Source organism: Gordonia sp. McavH-238-E (assembly GCF_022348225.1).
GTDB classification, from domain to species: domain Bacteria; phylum Actinomycetota; class Actinomycetes; order Mycobacteriales; family Mycobacteriaceae; genus Gordonia; species Gordonia terrae.
Genome location: NZ_JAKRFE010000027.1, coordinates 1 through 19,270 on the forward strand (window position 1 = coordinate 1; position 19,270 = coordinate 19,270).

Sequence of the window (19,270 nt, forward strand, 5' to 3'; positions counted from 1 at the left end):
ACCCACGTGTTACTCACCCGTTCGCCACTCGAGTACCCAGCAAGCTGGGCCTTTCCGTTCGACTTGCATGTGTTAAGCACGCCGCCAGCGTTCGTCCTGAGCCAGGATCAAACTCTCCATGAAAAAATGCAGAAACCAAACCGACCCGAAAGCCGACGTTTCAACACAAATGTTTCAACCAGGAAAGCAAAACCTGACCAAATAATCCTCAAAAAAACTGGCATCAAAAAATAAACTCATCAGCATCTCGCGACTTCGAGGTCGCGGACACATCATCCAAGCAAACCATCTGACACCAAAAATATGGCATCAAACAATCCACCAACACACTATCGAGTTCTCAAAGAACACACACCCGCCAGACGTCTTCGATGTGAAGCCGGCTCCGACGAGCTTCCCAGAGCGTGATGAATACACACGCTCTTGTTCTCGGGAGTGGCCCCGCACAGGCGGCCCGAGCGAGTGGCTCGGGCACTTTTGCTTCCCCGGTGCTTGCGGCTCCGGGGGAGTTGCTCTCTGCGGTGCGTCGATTAAGTTACACAGGCGCGAACAACGCGTCAAATCGCCTGGTCAGCGGCCTAGTTTGGCGCCGGCGAAACTCTTCTTGCCGCGACGGACCACCAACCACCGTCCATGGAGCAGGTCGGCATCAGCCGGCTGCCACTCCGGGTCGGTGATCTTGGTGTTGTTCACGTACGCGCCCCCCTCCGACACCGCACGACGTGCGGCCTTGTTGCTCTCCGACAGCTTCGTGTCGACGAGTAGTTCGATGATGGTCGGTCGGCCATCGGGGTAGTCGGCGACCGAGGTCTCGCCGAGAGCGGCCGCGAGGGTTGCCTCGTCGAGCTCGTCGAGCTCGGCCCGGCCGAACAGCGCCTGGCTGGCCAGCTCGACCGCATCGGTGTTGGCCTTGCCATGGATGAGGGTTGTCATCTCGGCGGCGAGACGTCGCTGCGCGCGACGCAGGTGCGGGGTCTCGACGGTCGCGCGCTCGAGTTCGTCGATCTCCTCCCGCCCGAGGAACGTGAACCAGCGCAGGTAGCGGACGACATCGGCGTCCGCCGTGTTCACGAAGTACTGGTACCAGGAGTAGGGACTCGTCAGCTCCGGGTCGAGCCACAGACTCCCGCCGCCCGTGGACTTGCCGAACTTCTTGCCGTCCGCCGACGTCACGAGGGGAACGGTCAACGCGTGTAGCGCCGAGCCGTCGAGTCGTCGGGCCAGGTCGACCCCGCCGACGATGTTCCCCCACTGATCGGAGCCACCGATCTGGAGCGTGCATCCGTACCGGCGATGGAGCTCGACGAAGTCGTTCGACTGCAGGAGCAGGTAACTGAACTCGGCGTAGCTCATGCCGTCGGCGTCGAGACGACGCTTCACCGTGTCTCGGGCGAGCATCACGTTCACCGAGAAGTGCTTGCCCAGATCGCGCAGGAACTCGATCGCCGACAGCTGACCGGTCCAGTCGAGGTTGTTGACCACCACCGCACCTGTCGGGGAGTCGGCGATGTCGACGAATCGTCGGAGCTGCGCGTCGATGCGTCCGGCCCACTCGGCGACGGTGTCGGCCGAGTTCATCGTCCGCTCCCCCACGTCACGGGGGTCACCGATCAGACCGGTGGCTCCGCCGGCGAGGACGATCGGACGATGGCCGGCGAGCTGGAACCGCTTGAGGGTCAACAGCGGTACGAGGTGTCCGGCGTGCAGACTCGCCGCTGTCGGATCGAACCCCGCGTACAGGGTGACCGGCCCGGTCGAGAGGGCATCACCCAGGGCAGCCAGATCGGTGGACTGAGCGATCAGCCCACGCCAGTGCAGCTCGTCGAGGATGTCGACGGTTGCGGGAACGGCGGTCGGCTCGGGGGTCTCGACGTTGTCAGCACTCACCCCTCGATCTTGTCATCCGACGAGATCGGGTCGCGGGTGAGGTGAGGCGCGCCGGAGCCCGGCACCCGGACCCGACCGACGATCGGACTACTTCGAGGAGACGATGCGCTCGTGCTCGGCGTCGTCGACCGCCCGCGCCTCGTCGACCAGCATCACCGGGATGCCGTCGGAGTCGATGCGGTACGCGACATGCAGCCGCGGGTTGTAGAGCTCGTCGCCGGCGTCGATCAGCGGACCGTGGTCCTGCGGGCAGGCCAGGCGTTCGCGCACGATCGGGTCGATGGCCTCAGCGCGTGTCGTCACCCCGATCACCCTAGGGCATCGCTCGTCCGGGAGCCGGTCCAGTCCAGCTTCTCCGCCACGGTCCGGGTGTACCTGCGGTAGCGGCCGTCATCGTCCCGGTACCAGACGCGCGCGCCGGGTTTCGGCAGTCCCTCCTCCACCAGGCCGGTGCTCAGCGGTCGGAAGGACGCCGACTTCGGGATCTCCTCGACGACGTGGATCAGGTGCGGTCGGGCGTCGGCTCGATACTCCCCCAGCGCGATCCGCAGTTGGCTGACCGTCAGCGAGTCCGGTTTGACTCCGGGCCGAAGGGTCATCGCGGCGACGACGACCTGGTGTCCGGGTTCGCCGACGCCGTACACGACGACCTGGTCGACACTCTTGAGCCGCGAGAGCGCGTGCGTGAGGGGCGGGATGAACACCGGCCCGTCGGCGGTTCGCAGCACGCGGTCGGTCGCCCCGAGGAAGTACAGGTCGCCGTCGGCGTCCCGGACGAACAGGTGTCCCGACACCTCCCACCGGTCCCGCGTCGTGAAGACGTCGCGAAGGACCGTCCCGTTGGTGTCGAACTTGTGCTTCGCCTTGGCCAGGAGCAGACCGGGCTCCCCCGTCTCGGCACGCCGGACGAAGCCGGAGTCGTCGATGAGCAACCGGTCGCCGACGATGTCGTAGGCCGCGACCTCGACGGGATTGGTCTCCGGCAGCGGCCGGCCGACGGAGGAGAGTTTGTCCCCGGACACGTTCGCGAGGATCGCCGAACCGTCGGCGGTGGCGAAGAACTCGAGGATGCGCGCGCGAGGGAAGCTGGCGCACACGTCCTCCCACAGTCCCGCCGACATGCCGGAGCCCATGAACAACCGGATCGGGTTGTGCTGGTTGATGTGGAAGTCGGGGTCGCGCACGATGCCGCTGAGCATCGACCACGTGTAGGACACGACGGTGATCCCGTAGCGCTGCACCTCCACCGCGAAGTTCGCGGGATCGATGCCGTTGGACAGCGCGATGCGTGAGCGCCCGACGACCGTCGCGCCCAGCGTCGTGAGCAGTCCCGACGCATGGTGCAGCGGAGGCAGGCAGTACACGGTGTCGCGGTCGGTGAGCGCCGCCGCCGACGCCGCGCCGAAGGCCGACATCGCGAACCGGTGGTTGGTCACCGGCCAGGGGACGAGTTTGCCGTACGCACGGCTGAACAGGATGAATGCGAGATCTCCCGCGAGCCCGGGATCGGGTCGGTACCAGGTCGGCATGACGACCTCGTCGGGGTCGATGCGCTCCATGTCGACGATAGATGTCCCGTCGGCGCCGTCGATCGCACGGGAATCGCCACTCCCCCCGCCGAGCACCAGCACCCGGTCCGAGGCGGCGGTCGCGAGGTCGAGGTTGGTGGGATCGGTGACGATCACCGAACTGTCGGCGAGCCGCATCATCTCGCGGACGTCGGCATCCGCGGCGAGCAGCACCGCCACCGCCCCCAGGCGGGAGAGCGCGGCGATGACGACCAGGGCGCTGGGCCGGGTGTCCATCAGCACACCGATGTGCTGGCCCGGACGGATGCAGCAGTCGACGAGGCCGGCGACCACGTTGTCGATGCGTGCGTTCACCTGGGCGTGGGTGAGCACGCGGTTCTCGAAGAGGAACAGCTCGCTGTCGCCGCCGCGTTTGGTGTTCTCGGCCATCAGTTTCGAGAGGGAGATGCGCGTCCCGCTCTGGATCTGTCCGAGGCGGAACAGTCGTGGCACGGTCCGCACCGATTCCGACGCCACCGCCCGCGAGGTCCGTTGCAGGGAGTTGGCCAGACCGAGCAGTTCGCGCGACGCAGCGGTGCCGGCGTCGGCCACCGAGCCCACTCCGTGCGTGATGCGCGAGGACAGACTGACCCCGCCGCCGTGGCCCGGTTCGACGAGCGACATCTCGGTGATGAGCTCGGGGCGCGGACCGTTGTCGGAGAGCCAGTTCACCCAGTCGGAGGTCGTCGGCCAGGTGTGCTCGCCGGCCGCGCTGCCGACCACGAGTCCGAAATGTCCGACCGGGAGCGCGGATTCGAAGACCTCGGCGTCGGGCGCGGCCCTGACTATCCCGCGCACCGCCGCGGGTTGGCCGATGTCGTCGGCATCGCCGACGAACGCGAGGACCGGGCAGGTGATCTCGGCGAGCGAGACGAGGTCGCCGTTGATCACGAAGCCCCCGGACACCATCCGGTTGTGCGCCACGAACTGCCGCAGCAGCTCGGCGATCGCCGGGCCCGACCAGGCGACCCAGCCGTCGGCTTCGAGGAAGCGGCGCTGGTCCTCACGTGGCAGGAGTGCCTCGCGGTCGTGTAGTCGACGGAGGAAGTCGATCCGGCTGCGCACCGTCTTCACCGGGTCGAGTAGCTGAAAGCCGGTGCGCGCCATCCAATCCCGCACCCAGAGATTGCGTGAGAAAGCCTTGTCCGCCAGGAATTCGGCCGCCGGCGCCACCAGGCCGGCGGGCAGCCCCAGGGGCAGCGCGGCGAGCACGTCCACCGGGCTGCCGAAGGTGATCAGACTCGCGATCCCCTTGGATCGGCGATACGCCGCGGTCTGGTACGCGAACATGCCGCCCTGGGAGTAACCGGCCAGGTGGATGTCGCGCCCGGTGGCCTCGACGATCAGGTCGATCGCCCGGCTGATGGCGACCACGTGGTCGGCGAGGTTCCGCTCCATCCCCCCTTCTTCGGAGTCCGGCGATCCGAAGTCGACGACCCACGGCGTGATGCCGTTGCGGTGCAGGATGGAAACCGCACCGTTGTGTTCGGTCACGTCATAGACGTTGGCCGACACCATCATCGGCGGCACCAGAACGATGTTGGGGCCGGTCGACGGATCGTTCGGGAAATACCGGCGCAGCCGGAACATCTTGTGCGTCTCGACCACCGCGAACGGCGCCGGCTCGGTACCTGTCTCCAGTCCGCCGAACCGCAACACCTCGAGGCCGTTCTGCGCGGTGGCCAACACCCTGCCGACCACCCCCGCGATATCGGGGCCCCCGTCCCACACCGCCATCGTGTCGATCCTCCAGTCGTCGGTGTCCCGGTCTCACCCGCGTGTCGAACACACAGCGTCGGTGACACAGGTCACTGTACTCAGTCGTACCGGATCAGCGTCGCCCGCCGGGCCCAGCAGTCCAACGAGTCCGCAGATCGTTGGTCGCAGCCGTCACCACCTTGATCTGTCGCTGCACCTGCTCGGGCGCGGTACCGCCGTGCGCGCTGCGCGATTCGACCGAACCGCGCACCGTCAGGACCTCGCGCACGGCCGCTGTCAGCGCGGGATGCACACCGGCCAGCGTCGCGTCGTCGAGCTCGTCCAGGCCGACGCCGCGTGATTCCGCCTCGCGGACACAGGCGCCCGCGGCCTCGTGGGCGACGCGGAACGGCACGCCCTGCCGGACCATCCACTCGGCGATGTCGGTGGCCAGGGTGAAGCCCGCCGGAGCGAGTTCGGCCATGCGGTCGGTGTGGAACTCCAGCGTCGAGACCAGTCCGGTCACCGCCGGCAGCAACAGCTCCAGCTGGGCGACCGCGTCGAAGACCGGTTCCTTGTCCTCTTGGAGGTCGCGGTTGTAGGCCAGCGGTTGTGCCTTGAGTGTCGCGAGCAACCCGGTCAGGTCACCGATGAGCCGCCCGGCCTTGCCGCGCATCAGCTCGGCGACGTCCGGGTTCTTCTTCTGCGGCATGATCGAGCTGCCGGTGGACCACGCGTCGGCGAGCGTCACATAGCCGAACTCCGGTGTGCTCCAGATGATCACCTCTTCAGACAACCGGGAGAGGTCCACCGCGATCATCGCGAACACGAACGCGGCCTCGGCGGCGAAGTCACGCGCCGAGGTGGCGTCGATCGAGTTCTCGGCGGGCGCGTCGAAACCGAGGTCGGCCGCGATCGCCGCCGGATCCAGCCCGAGCGACGAGCCGGCGAGTGCACCGGAACCGTACGGCGACACCGCTGTCCGACGATCGGCGTCGGCGAGCCGATCGATGTCGCGCAGCAACGGCTGTGCATGTGCCAGCAGATGATGCCCCAGCAGGACCGGTTGCGCCGCCTGCAGATGGGTCTTGCCCGGCATGATCGCGTCCGGATGGGCGGCCGCCTGCGCGGTCAGCGCCTCGACGACGTCGAGCACCCCGACCGCCACCCGACGCATCGCGGCGCGCAGCCACATCCGGAACAGGGTCGCGACCTGATCGTTGCGCGACCGTCCCGCGCGTAGCCGGCCACCGAGTTCGGGGCCGACCCGCTCGATCAGCCCGCGTTCGAGGGCGCCGTGGACGTCCTCGTCGGACTCGGCCGGCCCGAAGCTGCCGTCGGCGACATCGGCGGCGAGACGATCGAGACCGTCGATCATCCCGGTGAGGTCGTCAGCCGTGAGCAGCCCGGCCTTGTTCAGGACGCGGGCGTGCGCCTTCGACGCCTCGATGTCGAACGGGGCCAACGCCCAGTCGAAGTGGGTCGACTTGCTGAGCGCGGCCATCGCCTCGGCCGGGCCACCGGCGAAACGACCACCCCAGAGCGAACCCTGGTTGGTCGTCCCGCCCGTCTCCGGGCCGCTACCGCCGCCGGTGCCCGCACTCACAGATTCAGGTCCCGCTTCGCGGCGATCTTCGACGACAGGCCGTGCAGCTCGACGAAGCCGCGCGCGGCGGACTGATCGAAGGTGTCGCCCTCGTCGTAGGTGGCGAGGTTGAAGTCGTAGAGCGACTCGGAGCTGCGGCGACCGGTCGCGGCGATGGTGCCGCCGTGCAGGGTCAGCCGGATCTCGCCCGTCACGTGCTCCTGCGTCGAGGCGACGAAGGAGTCCAGCGACCGCTTCAGCGGCGAGAACCACAGACCGTCGTACACCAGCTCGGCCCACTTCTGGTCGGTGCCGCGCTTGTAGCGACCGAGCTCGCGCTCGAGGGTCACGTGCTCGAGCTCCTCGTGCGCGCGGATGAGGACCATGGCGCCGGGGGCCTCGTACACCTCACGGCTCTTGATGCCCACGAGCCGGTCCTCGACGACGTCGAGTCGTCCGACACCCTGCGCACCCGCGCGTCGGTTGAGTTCCTGGATGGCCTCGAGCACGCTCACCGGACGTCCGTCGATGCTGACCGGGCGGCCCTTGTCGAAGCCGATGATGACCTCGTCGGGGGAATTCCAGTTGACGGTCGGATCCTCGGTGTAGTCGTAGACGTCCTTGGTGGGAGCGTTCCACAGATCCTCGAGGAAGCCGGTCTCCACCGCACGACCCCACACGTTCTGGTCGATGGAGAAGGGCGACTTCTTGGTCACGTTGATCGGGATGTCGTTCTCGCCGGCGAAGGCGATGGCCTTCTCGCGGGTCCACGCGTAGTCGCGGACCGGGGCGAGTACCTGCAGATCCGGTGCGAGAGTGGCGAACCCGACCTCGAAGCGGACCTGGTCGTTGCCCTTGCCGGTGCATCCGTGGGCCACGACGGTGCCGCCGTGATCGCGGGCCGCGGTGACGAGGTGCTTGGCGATCAGCGGCCGGGACAGTGCCGAGACGAGCGGGTACCGGTCCATGTAGAGCGCGTTCGAGGTGATCGCGCCGAGGCAGTACTCATCGGCGAACTCGTCGCGGGCGTCGACCACGACGGCCTCGACCGCGCCGCAGTCCAGTGCGCGCTGCCGGATGACCTCCATGTCCTCGCCGCCCTGACCGAGGTCCAGGGCCACGGCGACAACCTCTTTGCCGGTCTCCTTCTGGATCCAGCTGATCGCGACCGAGGTGTCCAGGCCGCCCGAGTATGCGAGTACGACACGTTCTGCCATGAGGTGAAGCTCCTGTTCTGCGCGTTGACCGAGTCCATCATCGGCCCCGGTGTTCCGGCGACACCGTCCGGGTACCGATTGGCGGTGTCGCGGCTGTTCGTTTGGTGTGGTGTGTCTGTTCTGTGCTGGTCGGCTGGTTCGGTTCAGGTCCGGGCGCGGCTACACGAGTCCCTCGATCCGCCGCGCGAGCCCGGCGCCGTCGAGCGGTTCGCGAGCCACCACGAAGATCGTGTCGTCCCCGGCGATCGTCCCGACGACGTCGGGCAGGCGTGCCCGGTCGAGCGCGGCCGCGAGGTAGTGCGCGGCGCCCGGAGGCGTGCGCAGCACCGCGAGGTTGCCGCTGCTGTCGGTCGACACCAGGAGGTCGGAGACCAGCCTGCCGAGTCGGTCGGTACCGCCGGACACCCCGCGGACGGGCGAACCGTCCTCGGGAACGACGTACACGCCCGCCCCGCCGTCTGCCGCGCGCAGCTTCACCGCGCCGAGCTCGTCGAGGTCGCGCGACAGGGTGGCCTGCGTGGCGTCGACGCCCTCCTCGGCGAGCAGCCGCTGCAGTTCGGACTGGCTGCGGACCTGATGCGTGGACAGGATCTCGATGATCCGCGCATGGCGTCCCGCCCGGGTGGCGGCCAGCCGGCTCTCCGAGGGCTCGGCCCCGGCGGTCATCGTGGATTCCCGGTCATGACGAACTCCTGCTCACTGCGATTCGCGAGTCACTGGTGCTCCAGCAGCCAGATCAGCAGGGCCTTCTGCGCGTGCAGGCGGTTCTCCGCCTCGTCGAACACGACGCTGCGCGGCCCGTCGATGACCGATGCGGTGATCTCGTCGCCGCGATGTGCCGGCAGGCAGTGCAGCACGATCGCGTCGTCGGCGGCGTGCGCGAGCAGCGCGTCGTTGATCTGGTACGGACGGAACGGCGCGGTGCGGTCCTTGCCGTCGTCCTCGTGCCCCATCGAGACCCAGGTGTCGGTCACCAGGACATCGGCACCGGTGGACGCGGCGACGGGATCGCCGACGAGCTCCACCGAACCACCCGTCTGCGCCGCGCGGCGCTCGGTGTCGGCGATGACGCCGGGATCCGGCTGGAAGCCGTCCGGTGCACTGATCCGAACGTGCATCCCGGCGGTGACACCGCCCAGGGCGAGCGAGTGCGCCATGTTGTTGGCGCCGTCACCCAGGTAGGTCATCGTGAGGCCGGCGGGAGAACCCTTGTGCTCGATGATCGTCTGCAGGTCGGCGAGCACCTGGCACGGGTGGAACTCATCGGAGAGGGCGTTGACGACCGGGACCGTGGCGGCCGACGACAGCGCATCGAGTCGATCCTGGCCGAAGGTGCGCCACACGATCGCGTCGACGAACCGGGACAGCACGAGGCCGGTGTCCTCCAGCGTCTCCTCGCGCCCGAGCTGCGTGGTGCGGCCGTCGACCACGACGGCGTGCCCGCCGAGTTGGGCGATGCCGACTTCGAACGAGAAGCGGGTGCGGGTCGAGTTCTTGTCGAAGATGACGCCGACTCCGCGGGGTCCCTCCAGCGGTCGGAAGTCGAACGGCTTCGCCTTGACCTCGGCGGCGAGGGCGAGCACCTCGGCCTGTTCGGCCGGGGACAGGTCGTCGTCACGCAGGAAATGTCGGGTCATGCCTTGTCTCCCTCGGTCGATGTGGCGGCGGTGTCGAGCAGTCCCGGCAAAGCAGCCACGAAGCTCTGGCCCTCCTCTTCGGTGAGGATCAGCGGCGGCGCCAGCCGTAGGACGTCGGGTGCGGGCGCGTTGATGAGGAACCCCGCATCCCGGGCCGCGGCCTCGACGCGCTGCGACAACGGCTGGGTCAGCACCACGCCGAGCAACAGACCGGCGCCCCGGACATGGGAGACCAGCGGGTGCTGCAGGTCCTCGATGCCGGCGGCGATCGACTTGCCCACCGCCGCAACGGAGTCGACGAGACCCTCGGAGTCGATGACGCGCAGTACGGCGAGCGCGGCTGCGGCACTGACGGGATTGCCGCCGAAGGTGGTGCCGTGCTGGCCCGGTTCGAACAGGTCGGCCGCGCGGCCGGTGGCGATGCACGCCCCGATCGGCAGTCCCCCGCCCAGTCCCTTGGCCAGGGTCATCACGTCGGGGACGATCCCGACCTGCTGGTGGGCGAAGAAGGTGCCGGTCCGGGCCACCCCCGTCTGGACCTCGTCCAGGACCAACAGCGCGCCACGCTCTTCGGTGATCCGGCGAGCCGCGGCCAGATAGTCCGCGGGCGGCACGATGACGCCCGCCTCACCGAGGATCGGTTCGAGGATGACCGCCGCTGTGCGGTCGGAGACCACCGCGTCGAGAGCGTCGATGTCCCCGTAGGGGACGAAGCGGACGCCGGCGGGCATCGGCTCGAACGGCTCCCGTTTCGCCGGCTGACCGGTCATGGCGAGCGCACCCATCGTGCGGCCGTGGAAGGCCTTCTCCGCGGCGACGATCTCCGGCCGCCCGGTCCGCCGGGCGAGCTTGAAGGCCGCCTCGTTGGCCTCGGTCCCGGAGTTGCAGAAGAAAGCGCGGCCCGGGTGGCCGAAACGGTCGAGCAACTTCTCGGCGAGTTCGACGACCGGCGGGGCGATGTACAGGTTCGACACGTGCCCGAGCGTCTGGAGCTGGGTGGTCACCGCCTCGACGATCGCCGGGTGCGCATGGCCGAGTGCGTTGACCGCGATCCCGCCGAGGAGGTCGAGGTAGCGCTTGCCGTCGGCGTCGGTCACGTGGGCGCCCGATCCGCCGACGAGGGCGATCGCCGGTGTGCCGTAGTTGTTCATCAGCGACTGTGCCCAGCGCTGTTGCAGTGGCGCGGTCATGATTCCTCCTCCGGTACGACGACGGTGGTGCCCGTCGAGCTCTCGGTCAGCAGTTCGGCGAGCACGGAATGTGCCACGCGGCCGTCGATCACGTGGGCACGGTCGACGCCACCGGTGACCGCGCGCAGACAGGCCTCCATCTTGGGGACCATGCCCGAGTCGAGTGACGGCAACAGTCCGGTCAGTGTGTCGGTGTCGATCCGGGACACCAGGGATCCGCGATCGGGCCAGTTCGTGTACAGACCCTCGACGTCGGTGAGCATCACCAGTCGGGACGCACCGAGCGCCTCGGCCAGCGCACCGGCGGCGGTGTCGGCGTTGATGTTGTGGACCACGCCGTCGCGGTCCGGGGCGATCGTGGAGACGACCGGGATACGGCCGGCGGCGACCAGATCCAGAACCGCCGAGGTGTTGACCGACGCGATGTCGCCGACGAGGCCGATGTCGGTCGGAACCCCCTCGACGAGCACCGTCCGCCGCGCCGCGGTGAACAGGTGTGCGTCCTCGCCGGTGATGCCGACGGCGTACGGGCCGTGCGAGTTGATCAACCCGACGAGTTCGCGCCCGACCTGTCCGAACAGCACCATCCGGGCCACGTCCATCACTTCGGGGGTCGTGACCCGGAACCCGCCCTTGAACTCTCCGGCGAGCCCCAGCCGCTTCAGCATCGCCGAGATCTGCGGGCCGCCACCGTGAACCACCACGGGGTGCATCCCACATGCGCGCAGGAAGACCATGTCCGCGGCGAACGCCTTCTTCAGGTCGTCGTCGACCATGGCATTGCCGCCGTACTTGACGACGACGGTCGCGCCCGCGAGTCGTTGCAGCGCGGGCAGCGCCTCGGCGAGGACCGTCGCCTTCGCGAGACCGTCGGCGGGGTCGATCGGGTGGACTCCCGATGTCGTCTCGCTCATGACGAGTACGCCGAGTTCTCTTCGACGTACGCGTGCGAGAGGTCGGTGGTCCGGACGCTCGCCGCGGACTCTCCCAGCTTCAGGTCGACGACGACGGCGATGTCGGTGCCCGACAGGTCCACGTCCCGTGCGCCTTCGACGCCGAACCCGTTCTCGCACACCGGACTGCCGTTGAATGACACCGCGATGCGATCGGGGTCGATGGTGACCGGCGTCGCACCGACCGCGGCCAGTACCCGACCCCAGTTCGGATCCGAACCGAACAGGGCGGTCTTGACGAGCGAGTCGCGTGCGACGGCCCGGGCGACCGTCAGCGCATCGTCCTCGGTGTGGGCACCGGAGACCGTGATGACGACCCGCTTCGTGACGCCCTCCGCGTCGGCCATCATCTGCGCGGCGAGATCGTCGCAGACGGCGAAGACCGCGTCGTCCAGGTCGGTCTGGTCGACCGGGATCTGGCTGGCGCCCGAACTCAGCAGCAGCACCGTGTCGTTCGTCGAACACGAGCCGTCGATGTCCAACCGGTCGAACGTGCGTGCCGTCGCCCTGCGCAAGGCGGTGTCGAGTTGTTCGGCGGTCGCACTGGCGTCGGTCGTGAGGACCACCAGCATGGTGGCCAGCGACGGCGCGAGCATCCCCGCGCCCTTACCCATGCCGCCGACGTTCCACCCCTGCGGGTGATGCAGCGCAGCCTGTTTGGGGACGGTGTCGGTGGTCATGATCGCGTGCGCGGCATCCGTCCCGCCGGACAGACCGCCACCCATGTCCTGGACGATCTCGGTGACCCCCGCCAGGACCTTGTCCATCGGCAGTCGATCGCCGATCAGGCCGGTCGAGCAGACCGCGACCTCGACCGCGCCGGTACTCGTCCCCCAGTTGCTGAGCGCGTCGGCCACCGCCTCCGCGGTCCGGTGGGTGTCCTGGAACCCGCCCGGGCCCGTACAGGCATTCGCACCACCGGAATTCAGGATGACAGTGCGCAGCCGGCCGGTGGTGAGGACCTGCTGCGACCACAGCACGGGCGCGGCCTTCACCTGGTTGCGGGTGAAGACGCCGGCAGCGGCGTAGTCGGGCCCCTCGTTGAAGACCAGAGCGAGATCGGGGGCGCCGGAGACCTTGATCCCGGCGGCTATGCCGGCAGCTCGGAAGCCGAGGGGCGCCGTGACACCCTGGCCCCGCACGAGCCGCGGGTGATCGCCGGGCGCACCACCTTCGATCCGATCCTGCTCTGTTCCCGCGCTGTCGGTCTGTCCGGTTCCGGTCACGGTGCCACTCCCACGGTGCTCAGTCCCTCGTTCTCGGTCCAGCCCAGCGCCAGGTTCATCGATTGGACCGCGGCGCCGCCGGTCCCCTTGGTGAGGTTGTCCACCGCACCGACGACCACGAGGGTCCCGGCGCGTTCGTCGACGGTGACGCCGAGCTGCACGGCGTTCGACCCGATGACCGATCCGGTCGCGGGCAGTCTGCCCTCCGGCAGCACGTGCACGAATTCCTCGTCGGCATAAGCCTTCTCATACACCGCGCGTGCCTCGGCGGCCGATGCACCGGTCCGCGCGGTGCACGTGGCGAGGATGCCCCGCGCCATCGGCGCCAGGATCGGCGTGAACGAGACCGTCACCGGCTGCTCGGCCGCAGCCGAGAGGGCCTGGGAGATCTCCGGCGTGTGCCGATGGACGCCGCCGACTCCGTACGCGCGCGCGGACCCGATGACCTCCGAGGCCAGCAGATCGACCTTCGGAGACCGGCCGGCACCCGAGGCGCCGCTCACGGCGACCACCGTGACATGCGGGTCCGCGATCCCGGCCGCGATGGCCGGCAGCAACGACAGGATCGACACCGTCGGATAGCAGCCGGGTACCGCGATCCGGCTCGCATCCTTGAGGACCTCCCGATTGCCGGGCAGCTCGGGCAGACCATAGGGCCACGTCCCGGCATGATCGCCGCCGTAGTAGGCGGTCCACTCGCCTGCGTCCCGCAACCGGAAGTCCGCACCGCAGTCGATGATGAGTGTGGTCGGCGGCAGTGCGTCGGCGATCACCGCCGACGCACCGTGCGGCAAGCCCAGGAAGACGACGTCGTGTCCGGCCAGGACCTCCGGGGTCGTGTCCTCCAGCACCCGATCGGCCAACGGCAACAGGTGCGGGTGATGGGTCCCCAGGGGCGTGCCGGCATTGCCGCCGGCGGTGAGCGCACCGATCTCGAGGTCACCCGATCGCAGGCGGGGGTGCCCGCACAACAGTCGGAGGATCTCGCCACCCGCGTAGCCGCTTGCACCGGCCACCGCCACCTTCACACCGCTGGTTGAGCTCGTCGAAGCCATGTTGATCATTATGCAGCAGGATGCAAATCAATTCACGGCGGGGTGGTTCCCGCGCTGGGACCGGGTCAGCGCAGACGGGCACCCACCCGGGAGGCCGCGGCGTCGACGGCGGCCAGCTTCGCCTCGTTGGCCTCGTCTTCGGTGAGAGTCCGATCGGCCGCGCGGAACCGCAGCGAGAACGTGAGCGACTTGTTGCCCGCGCCGACCTGCTCCCCGGTGAAGACGTCGAACAATGCGATGTCCTCGAGCAGGTCGCCGGCTCCGTCGCGGAGTGCGGCCTGGACGTCTGCGGCCGGGACCTCACCGCCGACCACGACGTTGACGTCCTGCAGGACAGCCGGGAACACCGACACCGACGGCGCCGGGAGTCGCTGGTCCAGGGGAAGCGCATCGATGTCGATCTCCACGGCGCAGGTCCGCTTGGGCAGGTGCGCCCGCTCCAGCACAGCCGGATGCAGCTCGCCCGCGTAACCGACCGTGCGACCGTCGACCGTGAGCCGCGCACAGCGGCCCGGATGCCACGGCCGGTGATCGTCGGCGGTGAGCTCGACGGTCACCCCCGCCGCCCGGCCGATCGTGCGGGCCGCCTCGAAGGCGTCGAGGTGATCGGCAGCGCGTCCCGGCCCCCAGGGCCCGGCGGGATCGCGCAATCCGGTGAGCACGACGCCGACGTGCAGCGGCTGATGCGGCAGTGAGGCGTCGAGTGCGGCGATCTCCTCGTCGGTCGGGCGACGCGTCACATCGAGCGCGTCGACAGCGGCCACGTGATCACCGGCGATGACGACCTGTCCGATCGTGAACAGCGACAGGTCACGCTGTCCGCGGGCGATGTTGCGCGCCGCCATTTCCAGGAGGCCCGGAAGCAGAGTGGTGTTCAGTTCGGGACGGTCGGACTCGAGCGGATTGAGGACCTTGACGGTGCGTCGGCGTTCGTCGTCGGCCGGGAGGTCCCACAGGTCGAAGACGCCGGACGGCATGAACGGGTACGGCAGGACCTCGACGTAGCCGTCGAGCGCCAGGGTGCGGCCGACGCTGCGTCGACGACGTTGAACCGGGGTGAGTCCGGTGCCGCCCGGCGCTCGGGGCACCACCGCGGGGATGTCCTCGAGGCCTTCGAGCCGGAGGACCTCCTCCACGAGGTCGGCGCGCTGCCGGAGGTCGGGGCGCCACGAGGGCGGGAACACGTCGAGTTCTTCGGTTCCGGTCACCACGCAGCCGACCTCGGTCAGCCTGGTCAGGGTGGTGCCGGGCGGATACCCGATACCCGCGACGCGATCGGGTTCGTCGGCCGGGATCGAGATCGTCGACCGGATCGGGGTCTGGACGTGCGTCTCCGACAGCGGGGATGCGACGGTACCGCCGGCGATCTCGACGATCAGTCCGGCCGCACGGTCGGAGGCCACCGCGGTGATCTCAGGGTCGACGACCCGCTCGAATCTCTTGCTGGCCTCCGATGTCAGCTTGTGGCGCTTCGCGGTGCGGAAGACACGAACCGGGTCGAACGTCGCCGACTCCAGCAGCACGGTGGTGGTCTCCGGCCCCACCTCGGTGCTCGCGCCGCCCATGACGCCGGCCAGGGCGATCGGCCCGGTGTCATCGGTGATCAGCACATCCTCGGGGTCGAGGACGCGCACGGTGTCGTCGAGGGTGGTGAGCTTCTCCCCCGGTTGTGCCGAACGGACGGAGACGGTGCCCGTGATCCGGTCGGCGTCGAAGGCGTGCAGTGGCTGCCCGAGCTCGATCATCACGTAGTTGGTGATGTCGACGATCGCCGAGATCGGGCGGATCCCCGCGACCATGAGCCGCTTCTGCATCCACCACGGCGAGATGGCCGTGGGGTCGACGCCGGTGATCACCCGCGCGGTGTAGCGCGTGGCGCCGGAGTTCTCGTCGATGGCGACGGGCCACGCCGGGACCGAACCGTCGTCCGGCAGGTCCGCCGATCGCAGTCCCGGATCGACGAACGGAACCCCGAAGCTGCCGGCGAGTTCGCGCCCGAGTCCGCGCACCGAGAACGCGTAACCGCGGTCCGGCGTCACGTTCACGTCGATGGCCGCGTCGTCGAGTCCGAGCACCTCGCGGGCGTCGGCACCGGGCTCGGCGGTTCCGGGCGCGAGGACGAGGATGCCGCTGTGATCGGTACCGATCCCCAGCTCGGAGACCGAACAGATCATGCCGTCGGAAACGCGTCCATAGGTCTTGCGCGAGGCGATCTCGAACGGACCGGGGAGCACGACGCCGGGCAGGGCCGCGACGATCAGATCACCCTCGGCGAAGTTGCGTGCACCGCAGACGATTCCGCGTGGCTCGGCCTCACCGACCGCGACCGTGCAGAATCGGATCGGCTTCTTGAACTCGGTGAGTTCCTCGATGGTCTCGACGCGACCGATCACGAGCGGGCCGGTGATCTCCGGGAACCGCTCGATGTCCTCGATCTCGAAACCCACGCGGACGAAACCGGCGTCGATCTCCTCGGTCGTGGCCGACCACTGCGGGTCGCCGGCGCGGAGGACCTCGGTGTACCAGGACTGTGGTGCACGCACTGTGTATCAACTACTTTCGTCGCGTCGTGAGAAGTCGGCGGGGTCGGTCCGGGCCGGACGAGGTCAGGCGGCCGGACCGAACGGGAGGGTGAAGCGGATGTCACCCTCGACCATGTCGCGCATGTCGGAGATGTCGTTGCGGAACTGCAGGGTCCGTTCCAGACCCATGCCGAACGCAAATCCCGAGTAGACGTCCGGGTCGATACCGCTGGCGCGCAGCACATTCGGGTTGACCATGCCGCAACCGCCCCACTCCACCCAGCCCGGCCCGCCCTTCTTGGCGGGGAACCACACGTCGACCTCGGCGGAGGGTTCGGTGAACGGGAAGTAGCTCGCCCGCATGCGGGTCGTCGTCTCCGGCCCGAAGAGCGCACGGGCGAAGGTCTCGAGGGTGCCGCGCAGGTTGGCGAGCGTGAGTCCCTTGTCGACGGCGAGGCCCTCGATCTGATGGAACACCGGGGTATGGGTCGCGTCGAGTTCGTCGGTACGGAACGTACGGCCGGGGCACGCGACGTAGATGGGCAGGTCGCGGCTCAGCATGGAGCGGACCTGCACCGGTGACGTGTGCGTCCGCAGGACCTGCCGGGACCCCTCGGGTGCGATGTAGAAGGTGTCCTGCATGGACCGTGCGGGGTGATCGGGGAGGAAGTTCAGCGCGTCGAAGTTGTGATGCTCGGTCTCGACCTCCGGGCCCTCCGCGATCTCCCAGCCCATGCCGACGAACACGTCGGCCACCTGCTCGGCGATCACGGTGATGGGATGGCGTGCACCCACCGGACGTCGGCCGCTCGGCAACGTCACGTCGATGGATTCGGCGACGAGCACCGCCGCGTCGCGCTCGGCGTCGAGGACGGCGGTCCGCGCCTCCAATGCCGCCGACACCCGGCCGCGGACCTGATTCACCAGCTTGCCCGCCTCGGAGCGCTGATCCTTGGGGATGGAGCCCAGCGCGCGTCGGGCGAGCGCGATCGGCGAACGATCGCCGAGGTGCGCCGACTTGGCCGCCGCGAGCTGATCGAGGTCGGCCGCCGCCTCGAACGCCGCGATCGCCGCCGAGGCGGCCGCCTCGAGGTCGTCGGGTCCCGGGAATGCCGTTGCGTCGGCGGAAGTGGCCACGGTGGGCGTGCTCCTCATGCGTCGATCGGTGGATGGTCGGCATCGTCGTCGCGCTGTGCACGCCGACCCAGCGGGGCCGACGGGCGCCTCGGGTGCCGACGATGACTCCCGTCGAGGGTAGACGACTACCGCGGGGCGCTGACCTGCAGGGAGGCGTCGTCTCCAGGAGGCGATCCCGCCGCGGTCCGGCGACCGGCGGGAACCGCCAGCCGACGGGCGCCGATGGCACACGCGAGGCCCAGGACCAGCCACCACACGCCGTCCCCGGTCAGACCGCCACGCGCGAGCATCAGGATCGCCACGCCGAGGCCGGCCAGCACCGTCAGCAGGGCCGCGCTCCGCACCGGCCCGCTGCGCCGGGCGACCGGTTCGTCCCACCACGGGAGGGACCGGTTCTCGAGCGGAGACAGCACTGCGACCACCGGGACCATGACCGCGAGCAGCAGCACGGTCTGCGCCCCGACGATCACCGGGAACGACGCCGAGTGGACGTCGGCGCGGTCGACACCCAGCGCGGCGCACGTTCCGACGATCGCGGCGAGCACCGGCAGATGCCAGAGGTAGAGGGTCATCGCGCCGCGGTTGCCCAGCACGACCCACCACCAGATCATCGGACGGTCGGCGAGGACCGCGAGGAACCGGCGCACGGCGATCGCGCCCGCGCACAGCACGATCGCGTGGCCGGCGAGCAGCAGGCTCGGCGGGCTCATGTTCGACAGCTGCTGACCCGGCACGGTGACGAGCGAGACCTCATAGGGTCCCCACGAGACGAGGGCGGCGTCGACGGCGAGCCCGCCGACGGCCACCATGAGGGCGATCCCGGGCCGCAGGATCCTCTTGGCGTAGGCGATCCCGAGAACAGCGGGGATCGTCCACACGGTGAGGAAGTTCAGATAGCCCAGCGCAGCGGGTCCGTCCGCGAGCCGGACGGCGTCGACCAGTGCGGTACTCCCCCAGCACACGCCCAGCGCGACCGCCACACCACCGGCGGAGGAGAGCCGCTGTAGGAACGGGACCACGGCCAGGACCAGCAGGTAGGCGCCCAGGAACCACAGGAGTTGCACCCCGAGGCGCGCGACGACGTCGGCCGTGGCCACGGCACCGATACGGGACAGGACGGCGTAGGCGGCCACGACCGCACCGAGGTACCAGAAGACCGGACGCAGCAGCCGCTGAGTCCGCGCGAGGAGCCACTGCCCCGCCGTCGGGGTGTCGCTCTCGCCGCGCGAGGTCCAGCCGCGGGTCGCCGCGGCGGCGCCGGCGAAGAAGAACAGCGGCAGCACTTGCAGCAGCCAGGTCGCCGGTTGCAGCGCGGGTACCTCGCCGAGTGTGTTGCCCAGCTCGATCGAGCCGTCGGCGACCTCGACGGTGAGCATGATCGAGTGACCGGCGACGACCACGACGAGGGACACGATGCGGATGAGGTCGATGACGCGGTCCCGGTGTCCGGTGAGGGCGTCGAGTTCGCGGGGAGTGGGCAGACCCGTCGGAACCGAGCGTATTCCGGCCGGTCGGCCTGATTCGGTGCTGAGCATGGCGTCAGTCTCGGCCGCCGTCGCCGGGCGGGCCTGAGCAAAACTACTCGGCCGGGGTCA

General features: G+C 69.1%; 14 protein-coding genes and 1 rRNA gene. All 15 read right to left on the bottom strand.

All coding sequences use genetic code 11. From position 1 onward, the window contains the following. Positions 1 to 123 (bottom strand): 16S ribosomal RNA (locus MHN80_RS24730); the annotation flags it as partial. Between the two features lie 447 nt (positions 124 to 570). After that, positions 571 to 1,887 carry a tyrosine--tRNA ligase gene (tyrS, locus tag MHN80_RS24735; protein ID WP_239404035.1) on the bottom strand — a complete coding sequence of 439 codons (1,317 nt, stop codon included), beginning with the start codon at positions 1,885 to 1,887 and terminating at the stop codon, positions 571 to 573. Positions 1,888 to 1,974: 87 nt separating this feature from the next. Beyond that, entirely contained in the window at positions 1,975 to 2,190 is a 216-nt protein-coding gene (locus MHN80_RS24740) for a Trm112 family protein (protein WP_033206417.1), read from the bottom strand. A gap of 5 nt (positions 2,191 to 2,195) precedes the next feature. Continuing rightward, positions 2,196 to 5,192 (bottom strand): AMP-binding protein, encoded by a 2,997-nt coding sequence (locus tag MHN80_RS24745; RefSeq protein ID WP_101821497.1) that lies wholly within the window; start codon positions 5,190 to 5,192, stop codon positions 2,196 to 2,198. Positions 5,193 to 5,286: 94 nt separating this feature from the next. Beyond that, positions 5,287 to 6,759, bottom strand: a complete 1,473-nt coding sequence (gene argH / locus MHN80_RS24750; protein ID WP_239404036.1) for an argininosuccinate lyase — start codon at positions 6,757 to 6,759, stop codon at positions 5,287 to 5,289. Next, the gene (locus MHN80_RS24755) at positions 6,756 to 7,955 is read right to left on the bottom strand and encodes an argininosuccinate synthase (RefSeq protein ID WP_004018767.1); all 1,200 of its coding nucleotides are present in this window, start codon (positions 7,953 to 7,955) and stop codon (positions 6,756 to 6,758) included. The genes argH and MHN80_RS24755 overlap by 4 nt, the downstream gene beginning before the upstream one ends. A 159-nt stretch (positions 7,956 to 8,114) precedes the next feature. After that, the gene (locus tag MHN80_RS24760; protein ID WP_004018766.1) at positions 8,115 to 8,621 is read right to left on the bottom strand and encodes an arginine repressor; all 507 of its coding nucleotides are present in this window, start codon (positions 8,619 to 8,621) and stop codon (positions 8,115 to 8,117) included. Between the two features lie 47 nt (positions 8,622 to 8,668). Next, entirely contained in the window at positions 8,669 to 9,592 is a 924-nt protein-coding gene (gene argF, locus MHN80_RS24765; RefSeq protein WP_004018765.1) for an ornithine carbamoyltransferase, read from the bottom strand. Next, a complete protein-coding gene (locus MHN80_RS24770) occupies positions 9,589 to 10,782 on the bottom strand; it encodes an acetylornithine transaminase (RefSeq protein ID WP_239404037.1) in 1,194 nt (397 codons plus the stop codon). The genes argF and MHN80_RS24770 overlap by 4 nt, the downstream gene beginning before the upstream one ends. After that, entirely contained in the window at positions 10,779 to 11,696 is a 918-nt protein-coding gene (argB, locus tag MHN80_RS24775) for an acetylglutamate kinase (RefSeq protein ID WP_239404038.1), read from the bottom strand. Before argB ends, MHN80_RS24770 begins: the two co-directional genes overlap by 4 nt. Next, on the bottom strand, positions 11,693 to 12,961 hold the full coding sequence (gene argJ / locus MHN80_RS24780; RefSeq protein ID WP_101821501.1) for a bifunctional glutamate N-acetyltransferase/amino-acid acetyltransferase ArgJ: 1,269 nt from the start codon (positions 12,959 to 12,961) through the stop codon (positions 11,693 to 11,695). Before argJ ends, argB begins: the two co-directional genes overlap by 4 nt. Beyond that, positions 12,958 to 14,016, bottom strand: a complete 1,059-nt coding sequence (gene argC / locus MHN80_RS24785; RefSeq protein ID WP_239404039.1) for an N-acetyl-gamma-glutamyl-phosphate reductase — start codon at positions 14,014 to 14,016, stop codon at positions 12,958 to 12,960. Before argC ends, argJ begins: the two co-directional genes overlap by 4 nt. 65 nt (positions 14,017 to 14,081) lie before the next feature. Beyond that, on the bottom strand, positions 14,082 to 16,559 hold the full coding sequence (pheT, locus tag MHN80_RS24790; RefSeq protein ID WP_239404040.1) for a phenylalanine--tRNA ligase subunit beta: 2,478 nt from the start codon (positions 16,557 to 16,559) through the stop codon (positions 14,082 to 14,084). A gap of 63 nt (positions 16,560 to 16,622) precedes the next feature. After that, a complete protein-coding gene (gene pheS / locus MHN80_RS24795; protein WP_004018759.1) occupies positions 16,623 to 17,675 on the bottom strand; it encodes a phenylalanine--tRNA ligase subunit alpha in 1,053 nt (350 codons plus the stop codon). Positions 17,676 to 17,800: 125 nt separating this feature from the next. Beyond that, entirely contained in the window at positions 17,801 to 19,210 is a 1,410-nt protein-coding gene (locus MHN80_RS24800; RefSeq protein WP_239404041.1) for an acyltransferase, read from the bottom strand. Positions 19,211 to 19,270 lie beyond the last annotated feature (60 nt).

Excerpts from the sequence above, each read along its gene's own strand:
- MHN80_RS24745 (WP_101821497.1), bottom strand. The coding sequence starts at position 5,192 with ATGGCGGTGTGGGACGGGGGCCCCGATATCGCGGGGGTGGTCGGCAGG.
- MHN80_RS24755 (WP_004018767.1), bottom strand. The coding sequence starts at position 7,955 with ATGGCAGAACGTGTCGTACTCGCATACTCGGGCGGCCTGGACACCTCG.
- MHN80_RS24760 (WP_004018766.1), bottom strand. The coding sequence starts at position 8,621 with ATGACCGCCGGGGCCGAGCCCTCGGAGAGCCGGCTGGCCGCCACCCGG.
- argF (WP_004018765.1), bottom strand. The coding sequence starts at position 9,592 with ATGACCCGACATTTCCTGCGTGACGACGACCTGTCCCCGGCCGAACAG.
- MHN80_RS24770 (WP_239404037.1), bottom strand. The coding sequence starts at position 10,782 with ATGACCGCGCCACTGCAACAGCGCTGGGCACAGTCGCTGATGAACAAC.
- argB (WP_239404038.1), bottom strand. The coding sequence starts at position 11,696 with ATGAGCGAGACGACATCGGGAGTCCACCCGATCGACCCCGCCGACGGT.
- argC (WP_239404039.1), bottom strand. The coding sequence starts at position 14,016 with ATGGCTTCGACGAGCTCAACCAGCGGTGTGAAGGTGGCGGTGGCCGGT.
- MHN80_RS24800 (WP_239404041.1), bottom strand. The coding sequence starts at position 19,210 with ATGCTCAGCACCGAATCAGGCCGACCGGCCGGAATACGCTCGGTTCCG.